Below are 21,330 nucleotides of genomic sequence, written 5' to 3'. Positions count from 1 at the left end.
TTTACATTAACCTTTGAATACCTTAACAGATAGTGGCTTCGTACTTTTCCTCCATGCCCACAAAAATGGCCGTAAGGGAACATACAAAAAATGTAAAAGTTTTGGTAATGGTAATGTTTCAGCATCTTCTGGAAACGGAAACAAACAGCTTAATAAATATAGTGTTTTTTGTTGATACGACATAAGTGAAAACAAGTGTTTACCATGGTAATCCGAGACATCCTCTGGAACTGGATCAGTATGTAAATTAACCATAGACTGTAAATAAAAGATGGCTTGTTGGGCCAACTGGTTTGACCTTTTTTCTAATAAACTATTAACTTCCAAAGGAATTTCAGAGTTTAACAGATTTATAGATAAAAAGAGTGCCTGACCACCAATTTTTTGAAAGTGGTACTTTTTAAAAAGATTGACAACCTGATGCCAGTTTACTTCATGGCCCAATAGGCAATGGATATCCACTAACCATCTAAGCCTTGACCAACCGTGGCGTGCCCCATGTGTAGCAAGAAAGAAGAACAGATCCTCTTTCCCCAGCATATACACCGTTTCTTTCAAAAGAGAGCTTTTCTTTTTACGATTCCAAAGATCGTCAAAACCAGGCTCAAAACCTGGACCAGGATTCAACCGCCAATGTAGCTCACATTTCACCCCTTTTATCCGGTGAAAATATGTGACGTGATGATGCCGCCACGTCCAGTCCCCGAGTATGGTCTCGATATAATCATCCTTCTCATAACCTAGTTTTATAAGCAACGCTTCCGCTTCACCCAAGTTTTCTAAAGGAATCAAAACATCCAAATCACAGGATGTTCTAAAAGAAATATCGCCATATAGCTCTTGTGCAAGTACCGGACCTTTTAAAAATATGGTTCGAATATTGTTTGATAGGAATTGTTGGTTAAGATGGTTCATTTCCGCAGTAAGATGTAGCATCTGAAAAGTATTCTGCTGATATATCGCCTTCAATTGACGTATAACATAATCAGGTATGCAGGATACATCCATCCCTTTAAGTTGTTGGTGTAGGAGAGGGAAAAGGCGATGATGTTTGGCAAGTTGCAGGAATGCATCCCAGTTTACTTTTTCTAGCAGTTGCTTATATTGATCGTGCCAAGCTGTTGTTCTTTTTTCTTTTAATACATGAAGGATGAAAAGGAGCTCATGAGGAACTTTCGCTAAATCCAGATCCATTATTTTCACTTTGCCGCTCCCCTCCAATTGTTTTGGCGAATTTCCCCACCACTGTAAACTGATTCATGACCTCAGCCCCTGTGATGTAAAAAGGACCTGATCTCAACCAAGCATGCGCAATGAGCTTGCCGTTTTCGTCCTTGGCCGTACCGAGGTACAAGGTACTCTCAATGTTCCTCTTTTCAAGCATCTTCATGGCAGCCATCGCCTTCACCAGGCACTGACTTTCCCAAAGCGTGTATTTACTCATAATATGGACAGCTTGGGAAACCGCAGCAAGAACCTTCTGATCTCCTAAAGGTGGTCGTTCAAAGGTTGTCTCGCTCATATTCACACCCAAAGATGGTGCTACAGTAGCAAATGGGACGCTTTTTAAATAGCGGGCCCAGGCTAAATGGAGATAGGATTCTACCAATAGTCTCCTAGTGTACCAGTCAGCCTCCAATAACAATTTCAGTTTTCTCATGTTATGGTCCTTTCGCATCGGAAGATTAATTTTGTTTAATAAGTCCTTCCTTATGAAGCATCGCGATGAACTCCATCACCTGCATTTCACAAGTCTTTTCATCCACATCATATTCCTCCTGCAATTGGCCAACCATCCCATTAATGCTGTTAGGCTCCTGAAGCAGATCCCAGATAGCGCCCCCAACCTCGCCCAGGTTGTAATACTTTCCGTTTGCAATACTAAACATCACTTTTTCTCCATCCATATCACTGATGATGTTTCCTTCCACCTGAGAATATACACAATCATCTGTCATAACTAACCCTTTAGCCATTAACCACTTCACCCTTTCTCTCCATATTAGTCAGAATAAAGTCCGTTATTTTATCTGTTGTAAAATAGGACGTTGGACGCTGAATTCGATAAAAGCTCATCTTATTTACCATCTTAGCTGAAGTCTGGAAATGCCACTCCATCAATCCCGCCCTTGGTATAAAGAAATTTCGATATGTATGCTGGAATAACAGATGGAATCTTTCCAGTCCCGTAACGGACGAAAGTGTAAGAGTTTCACCCTCCGTTTTAATCAACTCAAAAACTCCAGCTAAAGGGAGAGCCATGTCACAAAACTGTGATGACACCGGAATTGCAAACTTTGTTTCACGATCAATGATCGGACGGAAGTGACTCGACTCCATCCCGAACTCATCTATACTCTCCTGCCACAACTTCTGCTGCGGATAAGCCGGAGTCACCAATGGGATACCTTGTTCGTTGAAAGAAACGGGAATGACGTCATCACTAATCAATTCATACCCCTGCTTTAACAAAGCCGAAGCCGTCGTAGATTTACCCGCTCCGGAATCACCGACTATTGCATAAGCTTTTCCATCGATGGCAATCGCACTGCCATGCAGTGGAAGAATCCTGCGTTGCATGAGAATCGCCCCCATACACGTACCAAGTAGGTAGAGTCGGATGTGATCTTCTGCAGCTCCTTCATACGGGCTGACGTTTATTTCGTTGCCGTTTTGGATGAGGAAGATGGCAGTGCCAGGGACATGGAACATACAGAGGTTTTCCTTTACGTGGAAGTATTGGTTTGGTTGTTGAAAGAGAGACTGCCATTTGGGTTCTAGTTTACCTACTTGGATGGAAATATCACATAACTCCGTTCCTAAATCAGCCCTGGTTAGCTCAGGGAACACATATTCACTTTTTATAGTAAATCCGAACGCTTTGTATAATAATTTTAACGAAATGCTCATGGAGATCTCTCCTACTTGGTTTTCTTTAAACAAAAACAATTAGTTCTTTATAAAGAACAGTGTCGTTAAAAAATTTTCCTCTTATAAATTGTTCTTAATAAAGAATACAACTCAATTTTAATCTCTTTTCTTTTTCATGTCAAATAAATTTATAAACCCTTACACGAAATGCATAAGGGCTCTGATTCTTATAAACTTATGATTTATGATGAGGTCCATATGATGGCTCTCCTACGTAAGCCTCATCATGATACCCCTCATAACCTGATGCCATTGTTGATTGGATATCAAGAATTTCTACATTTGGTTTTACCCATTGTTTCTTCATAATTTCACCTCCCTTCAATTCTAGAAATAAAGCGATTAATGATTAAACTTCTAATTGCAATTCGATAATATGGGTCTATTGCTTTTTGAGTGATTGGCCCCTCTTTTACTTTTTTAATTGCAACCTCTAAAACTTCTTTATTTATATATTGGAATATATATCCATTTTTCTTCATACTTTCTAACTCATTGGTAAAGTTTGGCCAGGAATTTTTCATGCGGTGTACCCAATCTACTCCCTGAACTCCTCGATATAGTTGGTTCAACCTTATTGTATCTGGTAACTTCTCCTTTAAAGCCCTCCTAATAAGTGCCCTATCTAGACCATCCTTTACACATTCTTCGTCAGGAACTGAAAGACAAAATTTTACCAAACGTAAATCATTTGTAGGATCCCTCTTCCAAAGTCCATACCTTAAAGAGAGCTTTGAACTTAAGGTGTTAGTCGCATTCCAATGATATAACTCACCGAAATGTTTCTTTCTTTCTTCAAAAATATTAGGTAGTTTACTTGCATCGTAATGTAACCCATAACTCTCTAATTTTGTATATACACCTGTTCTTTTAGCAAAATTAGGATTGATTAACGAAAGTGTCTTTACATTATTAATCGGGGATTTAAAGTAAGGAAAAGCAAACTTCAGGACATAAGGAAAGACTTCAGACTTGTGAACCTCCATGTTTCTACTATATAAACTCAATTCCTTATTTAACTTTCTCCAGTGGAATCTTTTGAATAATAAACCATAAAACTCAAGTGCCGGTCCCCAAGAAATAGATAAATTTCCTCTACCACCATTTAGCAGGACACCAATTTCATTTTTTGCTGCCTGTTCATATATTCCTTTAAGCCAAATGGAATTTTCGAAAAATTTATAGGGACTCTCCATAATATCAAGAAAATCATCAATTTCATTATAAGGACAATCGTTTTCGAAATTTAAAAAGTTTTCTTTTAAATTTGGAATGTGATTAATAGTTGTTTCAATAAACGGACGTTCATCGGCAATTCTATACTTAGAAGTAGAAAAGTCTTGAAAGTCATTCGGCGGAAGATAACTAAAAGTATGTAAATTTTTTTTTTCTTCATTTAACAATCCTTGTGCTACGCTAACCACGGCACCAGAGTCAAGGCCTCCACTTAAATGTGCACCCACATTTTTAAAGGTTCGAAGTCTACAATTCACAGCTTCAGTGAATACATCCATAAATTCTTCTACATAATCACTTTTATTTTTATAATTTCTCTTTTTTATATTATATAGATTGCTATATCGACTTAATCTTAATTTACTGTTTTGGAGGATTAAATTATGCGAAGGCGGAAGTTGGTGGATTTCTTTATAAATAGTAGAAGAAGTGTCTACTACATCAATTACACTAGAAATTGCTATATACTGTGATAACCAATCTTCATTTAATGACTCATTCACAAATGGCAAACAAAGCAATGGCTGCATAATCGTACAAAAAGAAAACATGTTATTTTTATGACTATAATAAAGTGTTCTACTTCCTGAAAAGTCTCTTGAAGCAAATAATTTTTGGTTCTTTTCATCCCAAATAACAAATGCAAAATCACCAATTAAATGCTTTGAAACGTCTTCTCCCCATTTTTGGTAAGCCAGAAGAATTAATTCACTATCCGTTATAGACTTTCTAATTTGAACTTGAATTTGTAGAAGATCAAACAATTGTTTTCTGTTGTCGATTATCGCATCTGCAGTAATGGCTAAACGCCTTTCACTATTATAATAAGGTATTTGTTCACTAATTGATTCTGGAGTTACCCACTGCATATGACATCCAATGAAAACGTTATTGTCAGACCAATAGTGTATTCTGTCCGAAGGGAATATAGATAAACTATTCTCTAATATTTGTTTTAACCCTTTAGGTATAAATGAATCATTAGTATTAAATATGCCAGTTATTGCACTCATACTTGCCCCCACTAAAAAAATTTGCGCTTTGAAGAACCATAATGTTCTCGATATAGAACGTAATTAAAATTTATCATTTTTTTGGAAAATAGTCAACTAACTTCTTACCAAAATGTACAAACTCTTCTCATATCTTTTGAATTATATATAATAGAAAAGTTTTGGAGGAGTCGAAATGGCTTATAAAATTCAAATTAAAAATAGTTTAAAAGCTCAATTAACTGCGTTAGATGTTGGAGAATTTTGTTTGTGTACAGATACAATGGAGTTATTCGTTGGAACCTTTAATGGAAACATGCAATTGGGGACAAATGAGGAAATTGGTTTACTCAATGATTTACTAACTGAAGATAAAAGTAGTTTAGTAAATGCGATAAATAACTTAGTTGAAAAGTATATGTTAATACCTATTGTTAAGGAAAGTGAACAAAATGGAAATATCTTAATAAATAATCTTGAAACTAAAGTATATAACGATACAGAGATTTTGGATTCTCTAAATGGAAAATCTTCGTTAGATCACACCCATTCTCTAAGCGATTTAGAAGGTGTAGAGATCATTAATACACCATCTGAAGGTGATTTACTCTCTTTTAATAATGGACTTTGGAAGCCTACTCCATTCGAATCGAACTTTCCCCCGACAGGTAATTTATCCTCCCCTTATTTAATTGAGCTTTCAAGGTGGAATATTTTTAATGATGGAACCAATTCATTAGAAACTACAAACGGGATAAACAATGCTATAAATTGGGCTAAGTCGCAAGGAATTAATCACGTATTTTTGCCTATTGGGTATTATAAATTAAATTTAATTCCGTTTGTTTTTGAAGACGAGTTAAACCTTTCTTTTACTTGTATAAATATGGTCTCAGATATGCACTTTGAAATGGCAGAAGGATGTATTTTAGAATTAGAAGGTAATGGTTCACCCGGATATAGCATTTTCCAGATTAAAGGCAAAAGAAATGTAAAAATTTCAGGTGGAAAGATTATCGGAGACCGTAAAACTCACTTTTATGAACTTGAAGTCAGATTTGAAAGAGGTGGTATTAATCCGGATGGCTCATTGAATGACGACACTAACTATATCAGAAGCCATGTTATTGACAGGTATGACCACCCAGGATTGCTAAATAATTTTAGGTTATGGGAAATCAATGGGATAAATGTAGCTAATGGATACAGTTTCTACCAATATAAAGATACTATAACAAGAAATAACTTTGTAGGTTTTAGAGATAATGGAGGATTTGCTCCTCTATCACCTACTGGTAGAGGATGGCTTCTTCAGCCTGATATAGATGCTAATAATAAGATGATTTTTACCATAGATATTTCAAACAATCCTTTATCAGAAGAGCAAGTGAACAACATCCAAGCAAAAGTAGATAATGGTAGGTACACACACGAGTGGGGGCAAGGCATTGAAATTGCGGGATCTAACTATATTGAAATTGATAGAGTAGAAATCTGCAATTGTACGGGAGATGCAATATCTACTGGATGGTTGAAATATCATAGTAATCCAAATAATTATACTCAAGAACAAATGGGAAACCATGTTTATATTCATGATTGTAATTTACATCATTGCAGAAGACAAGGAATTACACTTGCTGCAGCCAATGATGTAATTGTCTACAAAAATAAAATCCACCATATAGGGAAGGATGATGATGGAATATCCACAAACTTCAGAAGTGGAATTCCCCCTATGTTTGGCATTGATATAGAATCAATGGTTGGGGAAAGTAATATCCCTTATAAGTTTCCTTATTACAATAGAGATGGATTTGAGTTAAACTTTAGAATATTCATTTCTAATAATCATATTTTCCATAACGAAAGAGGACACATTGTAAATGCTGATGGCAATCATGTTACTGTCTCAAACAATATATTTGAAGGTTGGAATGTTGGAGGTATTAGTTCATATCCAACCAATATGTATATAATGTATTTAGATAATACACTTCTTAATACAGAATTGGTAATTAAAGGAGATGACTATGTAAGCGGTATTATAGGTCATAACTCCAATATTAAACTTATGGATGTTCGGGGTGCTAGCATTCAAAATATAAGACTCAAAAATGGTTTATTTTATGGAAATGCTAATTATGGATATTTTGGATCACCATCCATAAATGTGGAAACAAGTACATTTACAGTAAATAACCACAATATGGGTAATACAGCAAAAGTAATATTCGAGCAATGGGTAGGGAAAGTTCCTACAGGTATTAGTGTTGATAAAATCTACTATGTAACGAACCGTACAGCAAACACCTTTCAAATCTCTGAAACAGAGAACGGAAACCCAGTTATCTTTTATGATTCAGGAGAGTGGGGATTTAGCGTAAATCGTTACGAGTATGGAAGATGTTATATCAATAATGTTGTTGTAGAAAGGGATTGGAATACGGGAGGAACTAATTCAGGATTTGGAATTGTTGCACCAGGCTGTGTCATTAAAAATGTGACCATTAAGAATCATCTTATCAATATTAATGGGAATGGTTCCAATATCTACTTAGGTCGCCCCCTAATAATTGATGGTCTGAAATTAATCGATAGTGGTGGTAATGTCAGGGACTGTTACATTACAAATAGTGAGTTTATTCGGAATAGAAGTAAATCAATCAGCCCTGATTTAAGGTTTGGTGAGGTTCCTTTTATGGAAAACAAAGTACAAATAAAGAACTGTTCTTTTAAAAACATCGATGTGATTTTAATTAACTCCATTGTAAGTAATTCTTCATTTTATAATGTGCGGCTAGCAAAGTCCGATAACATCTCAGTTTCACAAGTAATCCAATCTTATTTAGAAAGATCAACGATAGATGCTTATTGGTTAGAGAAAACAGAAAGCTATACTTTTGCAAGAAATACTTTCAACAATGTAACGACAAATATTAATAGAAATCCAGACACTACCATTCTAATAGATAACATAGATATTAAAGAATCAATAGCTGATTTAGTTGCTCCTACTATCACAGTTAATCCTATAGGTGGATTATACAATTTTAATCAGTCGGTAAATATCAATACCGATAAACCTAGTACCATCTACTACACATTAAATGGATTACCTCCTACAGTTTCAAGTAACGTATATACTTCTCCAATTTCAATAACTGATTCAACAACACTTAATGTAATGGCTGTAGATAGTTTTAACAACCAAAGCAAGGTAAAATCTATAAGATATAATATAGATAAAATACCCCCTTCTGATGTTACGAATTTGACAGCCGTTCCATATAACGATCGTGTAGTATTATCGTGGGATCCTAGTTCTTCTTCAGATGTAAAAACTTACGCAATCCTAACTTTTAATGGATCTTCACAAACAACCGCTACCTCGTTTATAGTAGATGATTTGCTATCATCCACACAATATACTTTTTCTATAGTTGCAATAGATGTAGCTGGTAATCGATCAAATGGAACTTCAATTACTGTTTCAACTACAGAAGATTCAACGCCTCCTGTTGAAATATCAAACTTAACAGCAAGCAGTATCACTTCCAGTACTATCGGCTTAACTTGGGTTGCTAGCAGCTCTTCAGATTTAGAAAGTTACGAGATACTTTTAAATGGAGAATTGTATGATGAAGGTATTTCTTTCAGTAACTACTGTATAACTGGGCTTTTACCGGATCATAATTACACCATCACCGTTATAGCTAAAGATACTAATGGTAATTCATCAAATGGAGTTAGTCAAGAAGTAAGAACAGCAACAAATGTTGGTAGTTATGTAAAAGATGGTTTAATTTACTTTCAAGAAAACCTGCCCAATACTACAATAGTTCCGAATCCTAATAGTTACTTTTTGGGGAATGAGCCCTTTACCTTATCCTTTACTACAGTTATTTCAAAACACAAGGATTTAATTGGGCAATATCAACTTGGAGGAACTCAAAATAAGTTAAGGTTTCATCGAGATGGAAATAGCAGCTTTAAATTTGATATGTGGGGAGAAAACAACACAAACTTCTCTATTCAATCTCCTAATTATGCAGACGAAACTATACCGTACCATATTGTAATTGTAAGGAATAATAATTCCGTCACTATGCTGGTAAATAATAATATTGTTAGAGAGAGTACCTTAAATTCCTCTTTCCGTATTAAACAATCAACATTACCTTTAGTATTAGGTAGCACAAATACGATAATAAAAAACATTGCCTATTACAATCGAGCGTTAACTGAATCTGAACTTTCAGAAAACTTCGTTTCCATGACTTCCAATAGTTGAAATTAAAAGAAAGAAGGATATAATAATCTCTTCTTTCTTTTTTGCGTTCTATGCTACAGACTTAGTTTTATGAACTAATCTAAGTTTGAACTTCTTTTTCAGTAACTTAAGTATATTCAGCAAATACTTAAATTCATTTGTTTTATAAAACAATATCGAATAAACAACATTTGGCAATATGAAACAAACTACACCACTTACTAGAAAAGAAAATAATCCCGTAATAGTAATTAAACCCACTATATAGTTTGTTAAAGTAAACGTTACAAGAGTCAGAGTTGCGAAAAAAATATATCTTAAGAAATAATTAATTAATGGCTTTTCAAAAATTTTTTTATAAACTAGGTACGGTGTCAACCAAAAAGGGACTAATATAGAACTAACTAACGTACCTATGAAAACACCGAGGATACCTATTTTTTTCACAAGGTATATCGATATTACTAAATTTATAGCTGCTTGGATCAAAGGGGCGAACCTATCTTCGTGAAAAATTCCCGAAGTGGTTTTTACAGTAGTAATAGAGTTTCTCATCCCTCTTTCAAAAAATATGAACATCAGAATAATTAGTACATATTTACTCATTAAATATTCTTTACCAATCCATATAGAGATAAAAGGTTCTAACATTACCAATAGTAGTATAGCGAAGACAGAATACAACCAAAAGTTCACAAATAAGGTGACTTTATAAATACTATATATTTTTTCTTTGCTTTCTTTTGCTACCAAGTTTCCTACACTATGATAAATATTATTGAAAACCTGATTAATAAATGTTCTACAAATTTCAATTACCATATGGTAGTTGGCGTAAATTCCAACTGCTGTAACACTAATAAATGAAGAGATAATAATATTATCTGTTCCAAAAATTAAATATACTCCAATATTTTGCAATACTATAGCCTTTATGTTTTTAATAATGTTGTTTTTAGTTTCACCATCGATTTTATCTGCTACTTTTTCTTTTAAAGAAGGGTACATTCGGTTTACAATTCCAGCTAAGTACAAACTGGTTAGAATAACAATAACACTTTCCACAACTAAATAAAGTATAAAGTTTTGAGTATAAAATAAAATTACAATCTTCAACAAGACAGAAAGAATGGAAGAAATCGAAAAAACTCCCGTTACAATATAAGTTTTTTGACATACATTGAGAAAAGAGTGTTTGTGTAAATATAAATATGGGAGAACTGTGTTAAGTAAAAAGATAAAATAGATAAGATGAATATTATCTACATTCGTTTCATTGATGAAAAACCCTAAAAAAGGAAGAAATGATAAACCCAACACAAACACAATAATTGCAATAATTAAATATGCTTGTCGATACAGCCTCATCAAAGCATTTATTTTTCTCTGATCATTCTCCGCAACTGGTTTATATAAGCTATACATTATACTTGAGCCTATACCTGCTTCTGCAAGAGCTAACATAGCCAAGATACTTGTAAATAACCCACTAATCCCTAAGTATTCAATCCCAAGATAAGTAATAAATACTGTTCTTGAAACAAAACTTAATGTAGTTATAATTACCTGATTTCCTAAGCCTACGGCGATATTAAGCAATGAATGACGTACTCTCATGGTTTCTCCTTAGATCATTATAATTAACTAATGTTTCTCTTAATTTCACCTTTATATAATTCTTTTTTATTCTTTAGATTTATTACTCTTAGACAAAAGCCCTGAGTAAATGGAAGAATATTAAACTGCGTTGAGTACACCCCAATATCTTTTGTATCACCTTGAGAAAAATCAACTTCACCATTTTTTCTAGTTACCCCTATTAAATATTTTATTCCATTATTACTACTTTCCTTACATTCTGAAGAGATGGCCTCGATTTGTTCGGCATTCATTAAAAACCATGTCAATGATGCAGTAGTAGAAGAATCCGGTCTACATTCCTTTCTTGTTACAGTCCAATTCCAGCTGCCGTTTTCGTTCTGATATTTTATAATCATCTTTGAAAATTCTATAATATTTTTTTCAAGTACAGGTTTATATAAACTTGCTTCAGACAATTCATTCCAAGAGTCCATTAACCCAATAGCATACCACCCCATACCTCTACCCCATCCACATAAACCTTGAGGAACATTCTTTTTAATAGTATAAGCATGATATGGAATTGACACATTGTTGAGAAAACCATTGTTTTTATAATTATCCAATTGCTTTAGAGCTAAGTTAATACATTCTTCTTGTTTATATCTGACACCGTAAGCAATTAAAAAAGGACATATAAAACCTATTGTATCTACATACCTGTAGTTCATCATAGATTTCCTATATCCTACTGTCCCATCTTCACCAATATGGTCTTTTATTAATTTCCAGGTATAATCAAAAGCTAGTCTATACCTCTCTACATCTATGAAACTTAATTTCATAACAGAATACGCTAAAATAGCCACATCTATATGTTCTGGTTTATTTATCCAATTTCCTGTATTATCAAACTTCCGAGCTAAAAATCTCAAAATTTCCTTTTTGATTTTTTTATCTTCTTGGTTTTTCATTTTTTCTGAAAGTCCTAAAAGTATGGCCGCCTCTTGCCAATACTGTATATTTTTATTTGTATAATTTCCCTTCAACACATCCAGAAAGATTAGTCTTGAATTATCCGTTACTTTTATTTTGGGGTGTTATTTAGCCATTTAAGGCATTTTTTTGATATCCGTTTATTCCAAATAGCCATATTCTTATAGCGTCCAATATGAATCCTATCCAACCAGGTACAGAATATAGGAAAAACATCTAACAAAACTATAACTCCAATTAACATTATCAAACAAGTCAGTATTATTATCACATTAATCCCTCATAACATTTTATATTATGCTATATAATTTATTTATCTCCGTTTCTGTCCCTAAATCTTGCTCTAATAAATTTTGAACTAAACTGTCCTTCAACTTTTTATCCTCTATCAACCGCTTAATACCTTCAGCTATTTCTTTTTCTCCCATTCCCACTATCAAACCGTTCTTTTCATGGTCTATTTGATCTCTTGAAGTACTAAAATTTGTAACTACAATTGGCTTATGGAGAATTTTCGCTTCATCAATGGCGATTGATTTCCCTTCAAATCTTGATGACTGAACATAAATATCAGCTGTTTTTACATATGGGTAAGGATTCTCTTTAAGACCTAGTAAAAAAAAATGATTCCAAAGATTATTTTCGTTTATTAGTTTCTCTAGTTTTTCCCTTTCTTCTCCTTCACCTAATACATACCACTTAATATTTATTCCTTCATCTACTAACCTTTTGCAGGCTCCAATTGCTAGATCAAAGCCTTTCTGTGCGTTTAATCTTCCAATTGAACAAATCTTTATTCCTTCAAGATTAAATTTTAATTCTTCTTTAGCCAACCTATGTAATACTTTTGTAGAAATTATATTATGCATAACATTAATTTTCTGTTTATAGTGTGGAAAAGTTTGTTCCAGAACATTTGCACATTCATTGGAAACAGTATATATCCAATCTAATTCCCTAAAATATTCTTGATCATATTTAGGTTTCATACCCAACTCAACATAATCGTTATGAATAAATCCCACTTTGGTTTTCGCGTTTACCATATCAACACAAAAATAAATTGGTCCTTTTTCCAAGTAACCCACAGCTAAATCATAATCTTTAGGAATTTTATCTAGACTTTTTTTCTTATATTTCCAAACTCTTTGTTCACATTTTGCACCATTTTTTTCATATTTAAATACGTACCCCGCAAGCAACCTATTAATAGCCAAAGATAACCTTCCTGATCTTAAAGCAGTAAACAAAGCTTTCTTTATTGGCATGTTAAAAATATCATAAAGTTTCGGCTCATCTAAAATATTTACTTCTATAGGAACTTTAGATAAAAACATTCCTTCTTGTTTAAACAAATATAAGTCTACATTAACCTTAGAGTAATCTAATGTTTCCAATAAAGAAATAAGGGCCTTTTCAGCCCCTCCGCAATTAAGGTTATTAATTACAAACAAAATACTTTTTTTCATAGGACTTCACCCTCAATAATTTCATAAAATTTGATAATCTCATTTTCATTTCCATGAAACTTCTCATTAAGGTTTCTAATAATTTGTTTTCTTAAAGAAATGTTATTCAATAGCGAAATCACTCCATCAAAAATTCCTTTTTCATCCATGTTTACAACTAGTCCATCATACTTACTTTGAATTTGATCTCTTGCAGTTTGAAAGTTGGTAATTATTATAGGTTTTTGTAGGATTTTCGCTTCCTCTATAGCAATTGATTTCCCTTCATATCTTGAAGGTTGAACATATATATCTGCCTTCTTTAAATAAGGATAAGGGTTTTCTTTTATCCCTAGTAATACAAAATTTTGTTCTAAATTATTTATTTTTATTAACTTTTCTAACAATTTTCTTTCTGGACCTTCACCTATTATGAACCATTTTACTTTATAACCATGTTTGATTAATTTTACACAGGACTTTAAAGCTAAATCTATACCCTTTTCATAACTGAGCCTAGCTATTGTGACAATATTTAAGTAATCACTTTCAAATTTTGAAAGGTCATTTGTAACTTTTGCCGCTTGGACATTGATAACTGTTGGTGATAATATGTTATTAATAACAAATGTTTTATCTTTATTTTCTGGAAACTCTTTATATAATGATTCTCTACATTCCTCTGATACAGTAATAATACTATTAAGCTGTTTTAAAAATTCTTTGTCTAATTTATTCTTCATTCCTGAATTAGTATAGTTAGTGTGTATCCAGCCTATTTTTTTTTGAGCTCTAACTTTCTCCACAGTGTAATATAATGAAGATTTCTCTAGGTATGATATTGCAACATCATATTCCTTTTCGATTCCTTCTATGAAGAATTTCAGTTGTTTCCAGGTATATTGTTCAGCCAGATTTTTATTTTTCACTAACCTATTGATTAACGTGAATATAACTCTGTGAAAAATCGCTTTTAATTCTCTCCTTTTAATCAAGTAAAATACAAAATAAAAAAAGCCATTACAAAAGGCTGAAAATCTTTCAGAAGAATCCAATATATTTACTTCTTTAGGGATAGAATTTGTAAATGTTCCACTCTTATGAAACAAGAATAAATCTACTTTATAGAGTCTATAGTCTATATGACTTAGTAGATTAACTAGACTTTTTTCAGCTCCACCAGCACACAAGTTTGGTATGACGAATAAAATATTTTTCTTCACATGTGATACCTCATTTTTTTAAGTATTCTTCAAGATGTACCACTGCTTCTCTAGACATTTTTTTCATTCTTGGAATGGAAGACTTTAGTGATTGAATAATAAAACTTTCCTCATTTAACATCTGGTTAAAACTCATTATTAATTTTCCACTTACTGATAGGTCCTCAATATTTAAAACCAATTTTTCTTTACCGAACAAATCTTTTGCAATTCCTCTTGATTTCACACTATAACCTAAAACTATTGTTGGAACATAACAAGAGTAGGCTGCTATTGTTGCATGAGTTCTTGCCCCTATAAAAAATCTCATTCTTGCAATGTAACCTTTGTATTCTGTAGCGTTTAGATGGCTAGGGAGCAAAATTATTCTCTGGGTTGACTTAAATTCATTGTGAATTTCCTCAAGAATAGAAAAATCATTATTTTCATTTTGCATTACATGAGGTGTTAGTGCAATTACTGAGTCTGTTGTTGCTAATATATGATTGATTAGATCGCATACCGCCTCTTTTGATTTAGGATTCTTTTTATATACTAAGGGACTGTAATTTAATCCGATAGTATCATCCACTTTCCAACCATAAGGTAAGGGCAATTCTGTTTTTTCCATTGTAAAAGCAGGGTCTGCACATAATTGAACATTTTTTAACCCTTTAGCTACTAGCATTTGATATGTCATTGATTCTCTGGCCAAAATTAAATCAAATAATTTTAGATCTTCCAATTTTTTTTCAGACATGTCTTCTTCACCTATAGAACAACCCCATAATACAAGTTTTTTTCTTTTGGCCTTTACCCTTCTATCTATTTCATACCAATTGGGTTGCTCTCCGTAACAATAGTTATCACCTCCTATTGATAAAAATACATCCATATCATGAAGGTGTTTTAAGATTTTCTCATTTATTTTTCCTAATGCGTAGGATTCATTCTTAAATATCTTTAAGTGTATGGCGGAAAATAACCAGTCAAAAGAAAATCTCTTTATTTGATTTAGTGATGCATCATAAACTCCATCTAGTTGATTAATAATTAAATCTGTTTCAGGTTTTCCAGAAGCTAAGTATATTTTAGAGCCTTCAATCTTCTCCTTAATTATATTGGTGGTTGATCTAACAATAGCTTCACACCCTCTATTTTGACTTCCATCGTGAGCAAACATTAGTATTTTCATTTTATCAACTCCAGTTTTCTATTTCTGAATCGGCTGTAAGCAGTAATGCCATACAGGCCTAGTGTAAAATTCAACTTAATAAATGTTAATAATATCTTTTCATATCTCCCAATTTCCAATTTCTTTTCATCTTTATAAATGAGTAATGAATTTTTAATTGAGTCGTTTTTCAACATTCTTTTTATATAGTAGTATCTTTTAATAAAACTAATTTCTGTATTTGGAGAAAAATACAAGTGTATGTATGATAGAACACTTTCAATTAGTTTAATGGCTTTATATTTTTTTAGCTTACCAAAGTCACCTTCATTAAATATCTCTTTAGGAATTTCCCTTTTATACACTTCAATAGCATTTTTGAAATAATCTTTTTCAATAATGTTTCTGGTAGCACTACCTTTTACCTCTCTGTAATGATATCCTGTATAATTTAAATAAAGACAATTTGAAGCACGACTTAAGAAGGACATATTAAATAGTGAATCTTCGCCAAGAGCCACTTTTACAGGGAATTCCAAATTATATTTGTCAATTAGTTCTTTTCTATATAATTTATTGCATGTAGAGTTTAAGTCGTCAGTCATTAAATAATAAGGTAATACTTCATCCTGAATAAACTCTTCATCTAAAATTTTATTGTCGGGAAAAGGGGGGGATATAACAACTTTGTGTCCTTCAATTTCACACTCAAGATTACTCATCAGTAGATCGCTGTTTTGACTAATGGCAACATTGTATAATTTTTCAAACATGTCTATTTCTACAAAGTCATCTGCATCTACAAAACCAACGTAACTTCCACTCGCTCTCCTTAAACCTTCGTTTCTAGCAGCACTTACACCTTGATTATTTTGATTATATAAAATTATTCTAGGATCTAATTTACGGTATTCTTCTATCAAGTATTTACTTTTATCAGAAGAGCCATCGTTAATAAAAATAAATTCACACTCTCGAAGCGTTTGCTTAATCAGAGATTCAATACAAAAAGATATGAACTTTTCCGCATTAAAGACAGGTATGATGATACTTACCTTTACTTTCTCTCTCAAATCAAATTGCCCCTATTAATTCGTTTTTTTGTAAACCTTCGGTTTCTACCTCTATGCAGTCGTATAGTTTGGTTAGTTTTCCTTCATATACAAAACTGTATTTTCTATTATAATCACTTAAAGATTTTAATTTTTGTCGATTCAAGTATAAGTTTTCAATCCCTTTTGCTATTCCAAATGAACTCATTTCACATATTAGTCCATTTTTACCATTTTCTATTTGACTACCAGATGTTGAATAGTTTGTAATTAATATTGGTTTCCCTAAAACTTGTGCCTCAGTTACTGTAACAGCTTTCCCTTCATATCTTGAGGGCTGAACATACAAATCAGAAGCTTGTATATATGGGTACGGATTGGATTTTTTTCCGAGTAATATAAAATCTTTATCCAATTCTAAATCAGCTATTAATTTTATTAATTTTGCCTCATCACCACCATAACCAACCACGTACCAAGCTATCTCTTCATATCCTTTTTCCTTTAGAAGTTTTAAAGCTCTTACTGCCATATCAATTCCTTTTGCATGAGATAACCTTGCCACAGTTACTATCTTAAATCTGCTGTCAGTAATAAACTGGTTTGGGACATCTACAGTAGACATGGCCTGTATGAAATCATAAGAAACTAAATTTTCTAATACTATTAATTCATACTTAAATTCAGGATATTTTCTTATGAAGGCATTTTTACACGCATCTGATACAGCTACAATGTAATCGAACTTCGACCATACCTTTATATCCCTAACCTCGTCTATTTCAATTGCAGAATAATCCGTATGAATCCAAGCAATCTTCTTTTTAGCTTTCACTTTCTCTGCCACAAAATCATGAGGCCAAAGATAGCTAATAGCTACATCATATTCTTTTTCGATTTCTGGTAAGAAGGGCATTGCGTATTTCCACATTAGTTGCATTTGATAATAGCCTGGCTCTGAAATGCGCTTTATTTTGCCGATAATGTCTGCTTGTAACTTAGCTAAAATTCTTGAAGTCGCAATGGAATAGTTTTTTTCTTTCAATAAAGTGACAATTGATTTTCTAAAAGTGGCATACTCTGGTACTTCTTTTAATAAATTTACTTTATTGGTAAGCATGGGCATGAAGTCACCTTGATGTTTATATAGCTTTAAATCTACACTATAGTTTTCGTAATCAAACTGCTCTAACATGCTTATTAAGCTTCTTTCTACTCCTCCTATTTCTAAGTCATATGAAGCAATTAGTATGTTCTTCATTGAAACCTCCTACTTCTTGGCTAGAGCTTTTCTAATTTTCGCTATGTTTTGTCCCCCGATAATAAAAGCAGAGGTAGCCTTAATTTTTCCTTTGAGTTTGGCATCCCAAGGTAGCCAACTTTTGTGATAATGGTGCATAGCATAGGTGTCCTTTGTAGTGAAATTGATACAATTAATATAGTCATATGGAGAGAGATAGGTTTGAGGATACACAGTACCTACATTTTGGATAGTTTGAAATTCTCCATTTCTAATCAAACCTAAATCCTCTAACATTTCTGTCACCATCGCGACATTAGTTAAGACATGCAGACTGCCATCTTTATTAATGAAAGACCTATTTTTATAAAGATCGAGAAATTCTTTAATCAGTTTATTTTTAGGTTTTGCTCCTATCGTACTTGTAGCAATATAATTTTCTTGTTCAAATCCCCAGAAAGACTCATTTTTCAATAAGTCATCAAAAGGTTTGAACACTTCCACATCTGTATCCAAGTAAATACCACCGTATTCAAACAGCGCTTTAACTCGGACATAGTCACTTACAAAGGCAAATTTACCTGCTTTGTAAGCTTCATGAGCGTATTTATTTTCCTGAATATTACTATTCGTTTCATTCCATTCCATAAACTGATAATCCGTAAGATGTTTTTTCCAGCTCTCCATACATATTTTTACGATGGCTGGTTTTTCTTTTTCACCAAACCAACAGTAGTGAATGATCTTGGGTATTTTTTGTTGGGTCACTTCGGTTTCACCCTTCCTTGACCAGCATTTCATTTGTATGTTGTTTAATACAGCTTATTATTCTACTTTGCTCCTCTGGAGTTAGGTTAGACCCTGATGGTAAGCAAACACCTTTGTCAAAAAGATACGCAGCAACATCTTCTGTTTCACTATGACGGAAATACTTGCAATCATGAAATAGAGGTTGCATGTGCAGTGGCTTCCAAACCGGTCTTGCTTCAATATTTTCTTTTGCTAATGCTTCAATTACTTCGTTGGCATGGATTCCTGTCTCTTTTTCATTTATTAACAATGCCGTCAACCATCTGTTAGATATCGTGTCCGTTAATTCTGGCATGAATTGTATTCCATTTACTATGCTTAAATCCTTATAATAAAGATCAAATATATCTCTCCTCGCCTGGACTCTTTCTTCCAAAACCTCTAATTGTCCCCTTCCGATTCCAGCAAGAATGTTACTTAATCGATAATTATAACCTAGCTGACTATGTTGATAATGAATGGCTTGATCTCTTGCTTGAGTTGCTAGAAATCTAGCTTTTTCCGCAAGGATTTTATCGTTGGTGATGAGCATCCCCCCGCCTGAAGTAGTAATAATTTTGTTTCCATTAAAAGAAAAGACCCCCATAACACCAAATGTTCCACTTGGTTTTCCTTTATAGGAAGACCCTAATGATTCAGCTGCATCTTCTATTACAGGTAACTCATACACGTTACACAAGGAGACAATTTCATCCATTTTCGCACTTTGCCCGTAAAGATTCACAACAATAACTGCTTTGGGTAATTTTCCATTAACAAAAGCATCCTGTAATGCCCGTTGTAAAGCTTTTGGTGACATATTCCAAGTATCCGGCTCTGAATCAATGAAAACAGGCTCTGCTCCTTGATAAAGTATCGGATTTGCGCTTGCAACGAAGGTTAAGGTGGAACAAAAGACGGTATCTCCTTTTCCTACTCCTAATAATGAAAGAGCCAGATGAATGGCTGCAGTTCCAGAACTTACTGCTATAGCTTCATTGACTCCTACTTTTTGAGCTATTTCTTTTTCAAAAGCATCGACATTTGGTCCAAGTGGGGCAATCCAATTCGTTTGAAATGCTTCTTGCACGTATTTCATTTCCCTTCCACTCATGTGAGGGGGAGACAAATAGATTCTTTTATTGGATATTGTTTGCGACAACCTCATCACCTTCTTTCACTTTTATCCTGGCAGGGACACCTACCGCTGTACTAAATGCAGGTATATGGTTTATTACCGTTGCACCTGCTCCGATCGTGGACCATTTCCCAATATTTATGTTCGGTATAACACTGGCTCCTGCACCGACATGCACACCTTCTTCGATATGAACCGTGCCTGTTAAGGTTGCATTAGGAGATATATGTGCAAAGTCCTCAATGACATTATCATGCTCTACAATACCGCTTGTGTTAATAATCGTATGTGCTCCTATCTTCGCATCCGTGTTAACCACTGCATTCGCTAGTATAACCGCACCGACACCTATTGTTGCGGAGGCACTGATTAACGCCTTCGGGTGAACCACTTTAAGATACTGTGTTTCTTTCAATCCCATTTTTTCCACAATCATTTTTCTCAATTTGTTATTTCCGATTGCAATAATAAATTTAATATTGGGTTCATGTAATAGAATTTCTTTGGTAGATCGAATGGGACCAAAATATAGCTCTTTTTCATACTTTAGTTCATGATAGTTATCATCTAAATAACCCTTGATTCTTATGTTTCCTTGAAGAGCAATTGCTTCACTAACTACTTTGCTATGTCCCCCTTGCCCGACTATAATTACTTTAGTCATCTATCATCACCACCAACTCTTGATTTCACATTGGAAAAGGGCTGAATCGTAGCATAACCAGGTTGGGTTATCCCTTCCCTTTTTATGACTTTTATGATCGTTAACAAGAGGATCTTCATATCAAGAAAAAAAGAGAAGTTTTTGACATACCAGATGTCTAAATCAAACTTCTCCTCCCACGAGATGGCATTTCTTCCATTCACTTGTGCCCACCCTGTGATTCCCGGCTTTACTAGATGCCTCTTAAATTGCTCCTTACTATAGAGTGGTAAATACTCCATTAACAGTGGTCTTGGCCCTACAAGACTAAGTTCCCCTTTTAACACATTTATAAATTGAGGGATTTCATCCAAGCTATATCTTCTAAGGAATGTTCCGAAAGAAGTTAATCTCAATTCATCTGGTAGAAACCTTCCATACTTATCCACGGAATTTGTCATAGTCCTAAATTTATAGAGAATAAACGGTTTACCGTATTGTCCTGGTCTTTGCTGTTTGAAGAGGATGGGAGATCCTAACTTATATATAATTAAAATCGAAACAACTATGATGATTGGGGAAAGTAATGATAGTACCAGTAATGATAGGATGATATCTACAATTCTTTTCATTTT

18 protein-coding genes are annotated in these 21,330 nt (G+C 33.5%); 1 reads left to right on the top strand and 17 read right to left on the bottom strand.

Annotated elements, in window-relative coordinates:
- Positions 1-6: 6 nt before the first annotated feature.
- The 6 genes from ABN702_RS00780 to ABN702_RS00755 form a co-directional block, all read right to left on the bottom strand.
- Positions 7-1,194 (bottom strand): nucleotidyltransferase family protein, encoded by a 1,188-nt coding sequence (locus ABN702_RS00780; protein WP_417901013.1) that lies wholly within the window; start codon positions 1,192-1,194, stop codon positions 7-9.
- Positions 1,163-1,660: a lasso peptide biosynthesis B2 protein gene (locus ABN702_RS00775; protein ID WP_417898982.1), complete on the bottom strand. Its 498-nt coding sequence runs from the start codon at positions 1,658-1,660 to the stop codon at positions 1,163-1,165. Before ABN702_RS00775 ends, ABN702_RS00780 begins: the two co-directional genes overlap by 32 nt.
- 25 nt (positions 1,661-1,685) lie before the next feature.
- Positions 1,686-1,976, bottom strand: a complete 291-nt coding sequence (locus ABN702_RS00770; protein WP_417898981.1) for a lasso peptide biosynthesis PqqD family chaperone — start codon at positions 1,974-1,976, stop codon at positions 1,686-1,688.
- Complete coding sequence (locus ABN702_RS00765) at positions 1,969-2,910, bottom strand: aldolase (protein ID WP_417898980.1); 942 nt, start codon at positions 2,908-2,910, stop codon at positions 1,969-1,971. The genes ABN702_RS00770 and ABN702_RS00765 overlap by 8 nt, the downstream gene beginning before the upstream one ends.
- A gap of 196 nt (positions 2,911-3,106) precedes the next feature.
- Entirely contained in the window at positions 3,107-3,238 is a 132-nt protein-coding gene (locus ABN702_RS00760) for a paeninodin family lasso peptide (protein ID WP_417898979.1), read from the bottom strand.
- Between the two features lie 4 nt (positions 3,239-3,242).
- A complete protein-coding gene (locus ABN702_RS00755) occupies positions 3,243-5,180 on the bottom strand; it encodes an asparagine synthase-related protein (RefSeq protein WP_417898978.1) in 1,938 nt (645 codons plus the stop codon).
- 175 nt (positions 5,181-5,355) lie between these two features.
- On the opposite strand from ABN702_RS00755, the gene ABN702_RS00750 reads away from it, so the two are divergent.
- On the top strand, positions 5,356-9,453 hold the full coding sequence (locus ABN702_RS00750) for a chitobiase/beta-hexosaminidase C-terminal domain-containing protein (RefSeq protein ID WP_417898977.1): 4,098 nt from the start codon (positions 5,356-5,358) through the stop codon (positions 9,451-9,453).
- Between the two features lie 48 nt (positions 9,454-9,501).
- Here ABN702_RS00750 and ABN702_RS00745 read toward each other — a convergent pair whose 3' ends face one another.
- The 11 genes from ABN702_RS00745 to ABN702_RS00695 form a co-directional block, all read right to left on the bottom strand.
- A complete protein-coding gene (locus ABN702_RS00745; protein WP_417898976.1) occupies positions 9,502-11,049 on the bottom strand; it encodes a lipopolysaccharide biosynthesis protein in 1,548 nt (515 codons plus the stop codon).
- A gap of 23 nt (positions 11,050-11,072) precedes the next feature.
- Complete coding sequence (locus ABN702_RS00740) at positions 11,073-12,062, bottom strand: glycoside hydrolase family 88 protein (RefSeq protein WP_417898975.1); 990 nt, start codon at positions 12,060-12,062, stop codon at positions 11,073-11,075.
- A 237-nt stretch (positions 12,063-12,299) separates the two neighbouring features.
- Complete coding sequence (locus ABN702_RS00735) at positions 12,300-13,478, bottom strand: glycosyltransferase (protein WP_417898974.1); 1,179 nt, start codon at positions 13,476-13,478, stop codon at positions 12,300-12,302.
- Entirely contained in the window at positions 13,475-14,680 is a 1,206-nt protein-coding gene (locus tag ABN702_RS00730) for a glycosyltransferase (RefSeq protein ID WP_417898973.1), read from the bottom strand. The genes ABN702_RS00735 and ABN702_RS00730 overlap by 4 nt, the downstream gene beginning before the upstream one ends.
- A gap of 10 nt (positions 14,681-14,690) precedes the next feature.
- Positions 14,691-15,854: a polysaccharide pyruvyl transferase family protein gene (locus tag ABN702_RS00725; RefSeq protein ID WP_417898972.1), complete on the bottom strand. Its 1,164-nt coding sequence runs from the start codon at positions 15,852-15,854 to the stop codon at positions 14,691-14,693.
- Positions 15,851-16,906 (bottom strand): glycosyltransferase, encoded by a 1,056-nt coding sequence (locus ABN702_RS00720; protein WP_417898971.1) that lies wholly within the window; start codon positions 16,904-16,906, stop codon positions 15,851-15,853. The genes ABN702_RS00725 and ABN702_RS00720 overlap by 4 nt, the downstream gene beginning before the upstream one ends.
- A gap of 1 nt (position 16,907) precedes the next feature.
- Positions 16,908-18,146, bottom strand: a complete 1,239-nt coding sequence (locus ABN702_RS00715; protein ID WP_417898970.1) for a glycosyltransferase — start codon at positions 18,144-18,146, stop codon at positions 16,908-16,910.
- A 9-nt stretch (positions 18,147-18,155) separates the two neighbouring features.
- Positions 18,156-18,926 (bottom strand): glycosyltransferase family 32 protein, encoded by a 771-nt coding sequence (locus ABN702_RS00710; RefSeq protein ID WP_417898969.1) that lies wholly within the window; start codon positions 18,924-18,926, stop codon positions 18,156-18,158.
- A complete protein-coding gene (locus ABN702_RS00705; RefSeq protein ID WP_417901012.1) occupies positions 18,901-20,082 on the bottom strand; it encodes an aminotransferase class I/II-fold pyridoxal phosphate-dependent enzyme in 1,182 nt (393 codons plus the stop codon). The genes ABN702_RS00710 and ABN702_RS00705 overlap by 26 nt, the downstream gene beginning before the upstream one ends.
- The gene (locus ABN702_RS00700) at positions 20,054-20,716 is read right to left on the bottom strand and encodes an acetyltransferase (RefSeq protein WP_417898968.1); all 663 of its coding nucleotides are present in this window, start codon (positions 20,714-20,716) and stop codon (positions 20,054-20,056) included. The genes ABN702_RS00705 and ABN702_RS00700 overlap by 29 nt, the downstream gene beginning before the upstream one ends.
- Positions 20,713-21,327 (bottom strand): sugar transferase, encoded by a 615-nt coding sequence (locus ABN702_RS00695; protein WP_417898967.1) that lies wholly within the window; start codon positions 21,325-21,327, stop codon positions 20,713-20,715. The genes ABN702_RS00700 and ABN702_RS00695 overlap by 4 nt, the downstream gene beginning before the upstream one ends.
- Positions 21,328-21,330 lie beyond the last annotated feature (3 nt).

Origin of the sequence: Bacillus haimaensis (assembly GCF_048270625.1) — a bacterium.
Lineage (GTDB): Bacteria > Bacillota > Bacilli > Bacillales > Bacillaceae_I > Sutcliffiella_A > Sutcliffiella_A haimaensis.
The sequence above is the reverse complement of the archived record's forward strand: the minus strand, read 5'-3'. Positions and strand labels throughout refer to the sequence as shown.